Origin of the sequence: Vreelandella lionensis, assembly GCF_002087295.1 — a bacterium.
Lineage (GTDB): Bacteria > Pseudomonadota > Gammaproteobacteria > Pseudomonadales > Halomonadaceae > Vreelandella > Vreelandella lionensis.
The window spans coordinates 1-10,330 of record NZ_MWVI01000039.1 but is presented as its reverse complement, the minus strand read 5'-3'; the positions used below and the strand labels follow the sequence as shown (position 1 = coordinate 10,330).

At 43.8% G+C, this 10,330-nt stretch carries 9 protein-coding genes and 2 pseudogenes; all 11 read left to right on the top strand.

The annotated features are described in order from the left end of the window. The first annotated feature begins 367 nt into the window (after positions 1–367). On the top strand, positions 368–1,228 hold the full coding sequence (locus tag B4967_RS04955; RefSeq protein WP_083023981.1) for a CoA transferase subunit A: 861 nt from the start codon (positions 368–370) through the stop codon (positions 1,226–1,228). Beyond that, a pseudogene (locus tag B4967_RS04950) lies at positions 1,228–2,001 on the top strand (CoA-transferase subunit beta). Before B4967_RS04955 ends, B4967_RS04950 begins: the two are co-directional and overlap by 1 nt. A gap of 10 nt (positions 2,002–2,011) precedes the next feature. Then, complete coding sequence (gene pcaF / locus B4967_RS04945; RefSeq protein WP_083023980.1) at positions 2,012–3,214, top strand: 3-oxoadipyl-CoA thiolase; 1,203 nt, start codon at positions 2,012–2,014, stop codon at positions 3,212–3,214. A 128-nt stretch (positions 3,215–3,342) separates the two neighbouring features. Then, the gene (locus tag B4967_RS04940; RefSeq protein ID WP_083023978.1) at positions 3,343–4,860 is read left to right on the top strand and encodes a pyruvate carboxylase subunit B; all 1,518 of its coding nucleotides are present in this window, start codon (positions 3,343–3,345) and stop codon (positions 4,858–4,860) included. Positions 4,861–4,927: 67 nt separating this feature from the next. Next, positions 4,928–5,413, top strand: coding sequence for an acetyl-CoA carboxylase biotin carboxyl carrier protein (accB, locus tag B4967_RS04935; protein WP_083023976.1), 486 nt, complete (start codon positions 4,928–4,930; stop codon positions 5,411–5,413). Positions 5,414–5,438: 25 nt separating this feature from the next. Beyond that, on the top strand, positions 5,439–6,797 hold the full coding sequence (gene accC, locus B4967_RS04930) for an acetyl-CoA carboxylase biotin carboxylase subunit (RefSeq protein ID WP_083023974.1): 1,359 nt from the start codon (positions 5,439–5,441) through the stop codon (positions 6,795–6,797). Between the two features lie 23 nt (positions 6,798–6,820). Continuing rightward, positions 6,821–7,492, top strand: a complete 672-nt coding sequence (locus B4967_RS20090) for a type 2 periplasmic-binding domain-containing protein (protein ID WP_161491469.1) — start codon at positions 6,821–6,823, stop codon at positions 7,490–7,492. Next, positions 7,479–7,826: a type 2 periplasmic-binding domain-containing protein gene (locus B4967_RS20085; RefSeq protein ID WP_083023970.1), complete on the top strand. Its 348-nt coding sequence runs from the start codon at positions 7,479–7,481 to the stop codon at positions 7,824–7,826. Before B4967_RS20090 ends, B4967_RS20085 begins: the two co-directional genes overlap by 14 nt. Positions 7,827–7,878: 52 nt before the next feature. Beyond that, entirely contained in the window at positions 7,879–8,376 is a 498-nt protein-coding gene (locus B4967_RS04915) for a TRAP transporter small permease (RefSeq protein ID WP_083023968.1), read from the top strand. Between the two features lies 1 nt (position 8,377). Further along, positions 8,378–8,971, top strand: coding sequence for a TRAP transporter large permease subunit (locus B4967_RS18775; RefSeq protein WP_243470330.1), 594 nt, complete (start codon positions 8,378–8,380; stop codon positions 8,969–8,971). Then, a pseudogene (locus tag B4967_RS18765) lies at positions 8,883–9,691 on the top strand (TRAP transporter large permease subunit). Before B4967_RS18775 ends, B4967_RS18765 begins: the two are co-directional and overlap by 89 nt. Positions 9,692–10,330: the final 639 nt, after the last annotated feature.

Here is a 10,330-nt window from a genome sequence, read left to right as displayed (position 1 = left end):
TAGTTTTTTTCATGCATTTTTATTTACCTTGTTTTTATAGAGAAGCCAAGTATCTCTTTTGAGTGATGCTATATGTTCATCCCCGTGTAAATACGACTTTTGTTGCAATGGTGTGTTTTTATGCATGAAATTAATACTTTAGTAAAAAAACAATAAAACTAATTCAGTTAAAAAATCATAAGATATTGAAAATAAAGAAAATAATTTGACTGTGGATTTTTTTTAGGCATAAAGGCCATGTTGACGTGTTGGACCATCGCAACTAAATTGTTCACATAGAAAAATAATGTTCACCTAGCGAACATAAGAGAGGGGCCAAATACGGCTGCCACTAGATTCATAGGTGATGGGAAAATCTGGAGAGTATATGGCCGAGTTTTTGAGCTTGCATGACGCTGTAGCACGTTTCGTTGAAGACGGCGCCACCGTTGCCATGGAGGGCTTTACCCACCTGATCCCATTTGCCGCGGGTCATGAAGTCATCCGTCAAAAAAAGCGTGATTTAACCCTAATTCGCATGACCCCCGACCTGATCTACGATCAATTGATCGGTGCTGGCTGCGCCAAAAAGGTGATCTTCTCCTGGGGCGGCAACCCGGGTGTTGGCTCATTGCACCGTTTACGCGATGCGGTTGAGAAGGGCTGGCCGCGCAAGATCGAGATTCTTGAGCATAGCCACGCCGCGATGGCCTGCGCTTTCGAAGCGGGTGCTGCAGGTTTGCCGTTGGCGGTATTGCGCGGCTACGTGGGTAGTGAACTGCCCAGCGTCAACGATCAGATCAAATTTATCGAGTGTCCTTTCACCGGAGAACAGTTGGCGGCGGTGCCCGCGGTGCGTCCAGACGTTTCCATCGTTCACGCTCAGCGCGCCGACCGTCAGGGCAACGTGCTGGTGGAAGGCATTGTCGGCGTACAGAAAGAAGCCGTAATGGCGGCGAAGCACAGCATTGTCACCGTCGAGGAAATCGTCGATGACTTAAACACGCATCCCAATGCCTGCGTGATCCCCAGCTGGGCGATTAGCGTGATTGCCGTGGCCGAAAAAGAGGCGCTGCCGTCCTATACCCACGGTTATTACGACCGCAATAACCGCTTCTATAAGGAGTGGGATGTCATCGCCCGCGATCGCGACACTTTTACTTTGTGGCTCAACGAAAACGTCTTTAACGTGGGTGACGGTGCTTCTAACGACAGCGCCGCCAGTGACAGTGCAGGAGGGCAAGTCTGATGAGCCTGGAATATACCGCTTCGGAAATGATGACCGTTACCGCCGCGCGAGCACTAGAAAACGGCTCTACCTGCTTTGTTGGCATTGGCCTGCCCAGTGAGGCCGCCAATCTGGCGCGCCTAACCCACGCCCCAGAGATAGTGCTGATTTATGAATCAGGCACCCTTCAGACCAAGCCGAACGTGCTGCCGCTCTCGATTGGCGATGGCGAGCTAGCTGAAACTGCTTTGACCACCGTGGCGGTTCCGGAAATGTTCCGCTACTGGCTACAAGGCGGCAAGATCGATGTGGGATTTCTGGGCTCCGCACAGATCGATCGCTACTGCAATTTGAACACCACACTGATTGGTGATTAGCGCGCACCCAAAGTGCGCCTACCGGGCGGTGGCGGGGCACCGGAGATCGCTACTAACGCGGGCGAAGTCTTTATTACCCTTAAACACTCCAAGCGAGCATTTGTCGAGGAAATCGATTTCGTAACGACTCTCGGCTTTGGTCGCGACGGTAAGGGCCGAGATGGCGTACCCAATATTGGCAAAGGCCCCACGCGCGTGATTACCGATCTCTGCGTGATGAAGCCCGACCCCGAGAGTAAAGAACTGATGGTAGTCTCACTGCATCCGGGCGTTACGCGTGAAGACGTGATTGATGCCACGGGCTGGGAAATTCGCTTCGCTGAGCAGGTTGAGAGTACTCCCGAGCCGAGTGGGAAAGAGCTTAGCGTACTACGCGAGCTGAAAGCCCGCACTGAACGCGCCCATGCCGGCCAGTAAGGAGAACATGATGACCGATGTATTTCTCTGCCATCCGCGTCGTTCCGCTGTAGGCCGCTTTGGTGGCGCGCTCGCTAGCATGCGCCCGGACGATGTTGCCGCCACGATTTTCAAGGCCGTGCTGGCCGAAGCGCCGGACCTGGATCCGGCTGCTATCGAAGAGGTTTTTATGGGGTGTGCAAACCAGGCCGGGGAAGATAACCGTAATGTGGCGAGGATGTCATCGCTGCTTGCCGGTATCCCTGAGTCCGTGCCTGGCACCACCATGAACCGTTTGTGTGGTTCGGGAATGGACGCCGTGGCTACTGCCTGTCGCGCGATCAAAGCAGGGGAGATGGAACTCGCTCTCGCCGGCGGGGGGGGGTCGATGTCACGGGCACCTTATGTGATGGGCAAGGCCGAAAGTGCATTCTCGCGTGGCCAGAAAATTGAAGATCCCACTATTGGTTGGCGCTTTATCAACCCGTTGATGAAAAAAGCGTTTGGCGTGGATTCTATGCCGGAAACCGCCGAGAACGTCGCCGAGGAGTTCGAGATTTCTCGCGAAGACCAAGATGCCTTCGCACTACGCTCGCAGCAAAAAGCTGCTAGTGCCCAAAAAGCCGGCCGCTTAGCTCAAGAAATCACTGCGATCGAGATTCCACGTCGTAAGCAGTCGTCGTTGATCTTCGATCAAGATGAGCACTTGCGCGAGACCACGCTCGATAAACTGGCAAGGTTGCCCACTCCATTCCGCGAGGGTGGCAGCGTTACTGCAGGCAATTCCTCTGGTGTCAACGATGGCGCAGCAGCAATGTTGGTAGCAAGCCAAACGGCGGTCGAATCCCAAGGCTTAAAGCCTATAGCCAAGATTTTGGGCATGGCTACGGCGGGCGTTGAGCCACGCATCATGGGTTATGGCCCGGTGCCAGCAGTACAGAAGCTACTTAAGCGCACCGGCATAAATCTTGATGAGATCGACGTGATTGAACTCAACGAAGCCTTTGCCGCCCAGGCGCTCGCCTGCATGCGCGATCTTGGCCTCAAGGATGACGACCCGCGGGTGAATCCGAACGGAGGAGCCATTGCGCTCGGCCACCCGCTGGGCATGTCTGGCGCACGCTTGCTGCTAACCGCTGCTCACGAGCTGCAAAGCAGCGGCAAGCGCTACGCGCTATGCACTATGTGCGTGGGCGTAGGCCAAGGCATCGCCACGTTAATTGAGAGAGCTTAGCTTAATACTAAAGAATAGGGTTGATTTCAATAGGCGAACAAGTGTTCCCTGTGTGTACATATCCTATATAGCTGAATCATTCAATTATTGAAAATTATACAAGACACAGCCGGTAGGAGTCATAAGTAATGAAGAATGAAATTCACAAAAGTATTGCGTCTATTTTTGGGGAGGGCGGTCGTCCCAAAAACAGCCAAAGAGAAATTAAAATTATTGATACAACCTTCCGTGATGCTCATCAAAGCCTTTGGGCAACACGTATGCGTACTGAACACATGCTAGGAATTGCAGAAACAATGAATAGTATTGGGTTTCATCATATAGATATGATGGCCCCTATTCAGTTTGATGTTTCAGTTCGCTACTTAAAAGAAGACCCTTGGGAGCGAGTACGCGAGTTACATAAAGCTGCTCCAGAAACTAATTTTCGTGCATTGATTCGCTCAAAAAATATTGCTGCCTTTGATTTCCTATCAGATGATGTAATTGATGGGTGGGTTGATCAATTATATGACAATGGGTTCCGCGTCATTGGGGCTTTTGATGGGCTAAATGACGTTTCAAATATTGTTCGCTGTTTGAAACGAGCTAAGAAACTTGGAGCATATACATTTGGCGCCTTGTCTTTCTGCGAAAGTCCTGTTCATACAGATGAACTGTTTGTCAAAACGGCCATTGAGCTTATTGATAAAGCCGACGTTGATGCAATTATGCTTAAAGATGCTGGCGGTCTGCTTACTCCAGAAAGAATCCGCACTTTAGTACCTGCGATTAAAGAAGTCATTGGCGACCGTCCGCTAGACCTTCATAGCCACTGCCTTACCTCATTGTGCCCACTGGTTTATTTAGAAGCAGTCGAGTTGGGATGTGATATTTTACATACATCTATAGCACCTTTAGCAAATGGCGCTGCTCAACCGGTAACGCAAACAATCGTAAAATCATTACGTGAGCTAGGTTATGTTGTAAAAGTCGCTGATAAAAAGATTGATGAAGTTAGTGAATACTTCAAGAATATTTGTGAAATAGAAGGTAAGCCAGAAGGCAAACCTGCTGAATATAACCCGTTACATTACAAGCACCAGCTTCCAGGTGGTATGTTATCTAACTTTCATGCACAGCTAGAAACTGCGGGCCTGGGAGATCGCTACGAAGAGCTGCTTGAAGAAATTGCTACAGTAAGAAAAGAGCTTGCATGGCCTATTATGATTACCCCTTTTGCTCAGTTTGTAGGCACCCAGGCAGTAATGAATGTTATTTCTGGGGAGCGATACGGCACAGTTCCAAACGAAATTAAAAAATACGTGCTTGGGTATTACGGGCGTTTGCTAGGTCCAGTAGACTCAGAGGTCTACAAGAAAATAATTGAGAATGGTTCTTCAGAAATTAGTGAGAAGCCAACCTCACCCAAGCCCATGATGAAGGACTTAGCTGCTCAGTATCCAAATGCAACAAAAGATGAGTTGTTGCTACGAGCTATGTTTGCTGGTAACCAAGTCGATGGAATGAAAGAGGCTATTGCCAATGGAGAATCTGGAGATGAGTACAATGGCGAATTAGTTTCTTTCATTAAAGGGCTTGCTGGTGGAGATGACAAGCAAGTAAGTTTGTCAACTGGAAACTTTAAAGTTTCAATTTCACGTTAATTTTGAAATAAACAGGAGAATTTAAAATGAATGATCTAAACATTACCCTCAAACGAATCTTAAGCAACTGACAAAATGGGTAAAAGAAAGCAATGATATTCGTGAGCTATCGCTTTCGTATAATGGACTTGAGCTTTTCATTAGCCGTAATGAAAACACACATCGTCCAGCTGTTAGTGAAACTCCAGAAGCCCTACCGGCAGCAGCCCCTAAGACTAATACGTCAAAAAAAGTAGAAGTTAACGAAGCGGTTAGTGTAGTACCAACTGAAACGAAGGCATCGTCAGAAAAAGATATTTCTGTTGGTGAAAATGAGCATTTAATTACAGCACCAATGGTGGGTACTTTTTACAAATCGCCTAAGCCTGGTGCTCCTGCATTCGTTGAAGTGGGGCAGGAAGTAACTTCAAAGACAATTGGATGTATTATTGAGGTTATGAAGCTCATGAATAACCTTGAAGCTAAAGTAAATGGCCGCGTAAAAGAAATTTACGTTGAAGATCAGCAGCCCGTAGAATTTGGTCAGCCCATTATGCTTATTGAAAAAGAATAATATTTTTTCTAAAAATAGGTTTTTTATGTTAAACAAAATAAAAAGTGTCATGATTGCAAATCGGTGCGAAATTTCGCTCCGTATAGTCCGAGCTTGTAAAGAGCTCGGTGTGAAAAGTGTAGCTGTGTATTCAGAAGCTGATAAAGATACTTTAGCCGTTAAACTGGCTGATGAGTCGGTTTGTATAGGACCTGCTTCAGCTCAAGCAAGTTACCAAAATCAGGATGCAATCATTAGCGCTGCTTTAGCATTTGGAGTAGATGCTATCCATCCTGGATATGGATTTCTATCCGAGAAAGCTGATTTTGCAAGAAAGTGTGAAGAAAATGGCATAATTTTTATTGGGCGATCTGCAGAAATTATTGGAAAGATGGGTGACAAAATAGAAGCTAGGAAAATTGCAGATTCCGCTTCTGTTCCTACAATACCTGGATCCGATGGAGTCGTTAAAGAATTTAACAAGGCACTTGAAATAGCTGAGAATGTCGGATTTCCATTACTCATAAAGGCCTCTGCTGGCGGTGGTGGTCGTGGCATGAGGGTTGTTAAGTCAGGAGATACCTTAGAGCAAGATCTTAACGAAATAATGTCAGAAGCAGAAGTGGCTTTTGGTGACTCATCTGTTTATATTGAAAAATACTTAACAGATATACGTCACATTGAAGTACAAGTGCTTGCTGATGGTAAAAAATGCATTCACTTGGGAGAGCGTGATTGTACTGCTCAGCGTCGTAACCAAAAATTAGTGGAAGAAGGGCCCTCTCCAGCATTAAGTGATGAACAACGTAACGAACTTTGTCAATCGGCTGTACGCCTAGCTGAAAAAGTTAGTTATAAGAGTGCAGGCACAGTTGAGTATGTTTTTGATAATATTGAAAGAAAATTTTATTTTATAGAAATGAACACTCGTGTTCAGGTTGAACACCCTGTGTCAGAGATGATTACAGGAATAGATATTATTAAAGAGCAAATTAAAATTGCTGATGATCAGTCGTTGGAGATTGAACAAAAAGACATTGTTCTTAATGGCCATGCTATAGAATGCCGCTTGAATGCAGAAGATCCTGAAAATGGATTTATGCCTTGTCCTGGTACGATTACGTATTACCGCCCACCAGGTGGATTTGGTATTCGTATGGATAGCCATTTGGAAAGTGGCTATAAAATACCTCCCTACTATGATTCGATGATTGGCAAGTTAATTTGTTGGGGCTATGATCGAAATGAAGCCATCATTAGAATGACAAGAGCGCTTTCAGAAATGGAAGTTCAAGGCGTTAAAACTACGGCAAAGTTTCATAGTAAACTGATTAATAGTGAACAGTTCAAGTCAGGAGACTTTAATACTGTTTTTGTTGCCAGTTTGCTTGAAAAGAAGCGTTAAATACAAAAACTAGGATTATGAAAATGAAGATGATCACAAAAAAAATTAAACATTGTGCAATTGCACTGGCTGTAGCTAGTACAGCAGGCGCGGGCTTCTCTTCAGAAGTAGAAGCACAAGAGCTAAATATGCTTGCTGGCTATCCTTCTAATTTTGCATGGTATCGCGAAATCGGCCCATCTTTTATCGAAATGGTCGAAGAAATGTCTGAAGGAAGTATTCAAATTAATGTACAGGGGCCTGATGTTGTACCGACATTTGAACAACTTCAACCTGTTCAAGCTGGTGCATTTGATTTGCTGTTCACCCATCCTGCTTATCATTCAGGTACGACGGCAGTCGGCCTTGCTATTGATGCTATTGACGTAGACCCCGTTAAGCGTCATGAGGAAGGCATCATTGAGTATATTGATCAGCACTACCAAGAGCGTGGATTAAAGCTGATTTCAGCTCCGTCAACAGGCACCAAGGGGTTCCGTTTCTATCTTCGTGAACCCATTACTGGTGAGCCAGGTCTAGAAGGACGCCGTATTCGTGGAACTGTTTCGTACCAATCTATGATTGAGGAACTTGGTGGTGCTCAAGTAAATATGCCTGTTACGGATATTTATACAGCATTACAACGAGGGGTTATTGACGGTGCAGCTTGGGGGTTAACTGGCGCGAGTGATCTTCAGTGGCATGAAATTATTTGAGTACATGACAGATCCTGAGTTTGGCCAGGTCGGAGTCATGATTTTTATGAATCTTGACCGTTGGAATGCTCTAGATAGTGATGCACAAGAAGTGCTTATCGAAGCAGGTAAGCAAATTGAAATTGATTCTGTAGCCCATTTTGATGCATTACAGGAAAAAGAAGAAGATTTCCTTATTGAAAATGGGATGCAGATTACTTCATTTAGCCAATCAGAGTCTGATAACCACGAGCGTCTTTGGGCGGAAGGCGTCTGGAAAGTAGCTGAAGAGCAAAGCGGTGATGATGCTCGCCAACTACGTGAAATGGCAGTATCGGCTGATATGTCTTACTAATATTTACTAAACTGTGGCTGGGTATTTCTCAGCCACATCAAGGTCTTTAGTTATGTTTATAAAAATTATCGACAGTGTTACTAAAGCCAGTTTTTTTGTAGCGTCCTTAGCTTTAGCATTAATTGTTATTATTTTCTGTATGGAAATAATAATGCGCTATTTCTTTGCAGCTCCTACCTCATGGGGGCCAGATACGGTTACTTTTCTTTTTTGTGCTTCCTTAATGCTAGCAATGCCTGAAGTAACGCGGGAAAATAGCCACATAGCTGTCTCGATTATACTGGATTTTTCTCCGCACAGCTTTGCACAAAAATTTAAGCTAGTGCTTTATGCTGTATCTTTTTGTGTTGTTTCTTATGTTTTCTACGTATCAATGATAGAGTTTGTGCGTTTGTTTGAAACTGGGATTAATACACTAGGCTCATTTCGCGTTCCTAAGTGGATAGTATTCGGCTTTATACCTTTCGGCCTCGGGCTGTCTGCTATTCAATTTGTTGTTTTAATAAAAAAACAATTGTCTGAAAATCTTGTGTATAAGAAAGGAGCTTAAAATGGAATGGTACACGATACTTGCGGTTTCTTTTCTATTGCTATTCGTGCTGATGGGGACAGGGCTGCCGGTTTTTGTTGCTTTCTTAATCGCTAACGTTGCTGGTGTCTTAGTGACATTAGGAGAAAGAGGGTTCGGCATGTTTAGTAATAGCATGTACGAAACTTTAACCTCAGAAAGTTTTGTTACTATTCCACTTTTTGTTCTTATGGGCGAAATATTATTTAGATCTGGGTCTGTTGATGTTTTGTCAATCGCCCTTGATAAATGGATAGGTAAGGTCAATGGTAGGATGTATTACTTAGTTATTGGGCTGTCAACTATTTTTGGTGCTTTATCTGGTGCAGCCGCAGCAGTAGCTGCCATGCTGGGGCGCTCTGTTTTACCTAAAATGCAAAAACTAGGTTATGACACAAATTTAACAAATTTCACCATTCTTGGTGGCGCTTCTTTAGCTCCAATTATTCCACCCAGCTTGTTAGTAATTGTAATAGGCTCATTAGTGCGTGATACCTCTATTTGCTGGCCTTTTAATAGCAGGGATTATCCCAGGACTCCTAATATCATTTATTCTTTTTCTATATGTATATTTTAGCATTTCACGTAAACCTGATCTTTCCCCATCTAGCAGTGAAGAAGTGGAGACCTATTCTTTAAGAGAAAAAATGAAGGAGCTTGCTAAAGTATCTCCTTTCTTTATTGTTATTTTTTCTGTTATGGGACTTATTTTATTGGGTGTCGCTACACACCTTCAGAGGCTGCTGCTACTGGAGTTGTAGGAGCTGCTATCACTGCAGCTATATATAAGTCTTTTGATCTTAAAATGTTGTGGGATAGTTTGCAGTCTTCCGCAAAAATTAGCTTAATGATTATTATCATTGTCGCTAGTTCTAAACTTTTTGGGCAGTTACTTTCTTTTATGGGAGCTACGTCAGGCTTAATTAACTTCGTAAGTACGCTTGAGCTTAGTGATTGGATGATGTTTTTTATATTAATGCTCATTCCTTTTGTACTGTGTATGTTTATAGATCAATTTGCTTTCATTTTGTTAGCAATCCCTTTGTATGCACCGGTTGTAAGTGCATATGATTTTGATCCTATTTGGTTTTGGACTATCTTCTTGATAAACTTGACTGTCGGTAGTTTAACCCCGCCTTTCGGTTATACGCTTTTTGCTTTAAAAGGTGCGGCAGATAATGTATTAATTTCAGACGTATATAAAAGTGCATGGCCAGTTGTTGCTTTGTTTATGGCATCAATTGCAGCGTTCTATTTCTTTCCGTCAATTATTACTTTTCTGCCAAATCTTCTTTAATTAAGAGAAGGTTAAGTGTTAATTTTAAAATTAACTAAAATTATTTCCGTTGCTTTGTATAAGCAGGAGGAGTAGAGATAAGACCCTCCTGCTTTTTATTTTAAAAATTGAGTTATAATCTGGTGCAGTGTCGTTTTTAAGTTAAGAATCGAATTGTCAAGTGGATACGGATAGGCGTTGCTATCGGGAGTACATCAGTAATAATAGGCAAGAGGTAAAGAGCAGTGTATTATCTGAGAGCTATACTTTTGGAAAGCCTATTAAAGTGCGTACCAGTGTTAGTGATCACTTTTGAAATCGACGATCGATTGCTGGCAATTCGCTTGATTTTGGTCAGTCCGTGTTGGTTTAAATTCGAAAGTATTTATTTCATTGATTATTCTGGCGGAATTTACCAAAATTTTCAGCGATATGCATACAAAATAACAGACTTGGTGTTGGAAACTATAGAGGTTAATTCGATAACCGGACTACCAGCGCAACTACCACAAACAAATTTAAGGCATTATTCTGCCAGTTTTTCAGAAGTGATCCTAAAATTATTGTTGCGCTATCCAAGGTAGGTGCTTATCTTAATATTTGTATTAAGGAAGCTCTGAAAAGTCACTACCATCAGCAATAATACGGCTATCGTCAACT

What these genes read in the sequence shown, in the direction of transcription:
- B4967_RS04955 (WP_083023981.1), top strand. Translation starts at nt 368, where the DNA reads ATGGCCGAGTTTTTGAGCTTGCATGACGCTGTAGCACGTTTCGTTGAA.
- pcaF (WP_083023980.1), top strand. Translation starts at nt 2,012, where the DNA reads ATGACCGATGTATTTCTCTGCCATCCGCGTCGTTCCGCTGTAGGCCGC.
- B4967_RS04940 (WP_083023978.1), top strand. Translation starts at nt 3,343, where the DNA reads ATGAAGAATGAAATTCACAAAAGTATTGCGTCTATTTTTGGGGAGGGC.
- accC (WP_083023974.1), top strand. Translation starts at nt 5,439, where the DNA reads ATGTTAAACAAAATAAAAAGTGTCATGATTGCAAATCGGTGCGAAATT.
- B4967_RS20090 (WP_161491469.1), top strand. Translation starts at nt 6,821, where the DNA reads ATGAAGATGATCACAAAAAAAATTAAACATTGTGCAATTGCACTGGCT.
- B4967_RS20085 (WP_083023970.1), top strand. Translation starts at nt 7,479, where the DNA reads ATGAAATTATTTGAGTACATGACAGATCCTGAGTTTGGCCAGGTCGGA.
- B4967_RS04915 (WP_083023968.1), top strand. Translation starts at nt 7,879, where the DNA reads ATGTTTATAAAAATTATCGACAGTGTTACTAAAGCCAGTTTTTTTGTA.
- B4967_RS18775 (WP_243470330.1), top strand. Translation starts at nt 8,378, where the DNA reads ATGGAATGGTACACGATACTTGCGGTTTCTTTTCTATTGCTATTCGTG.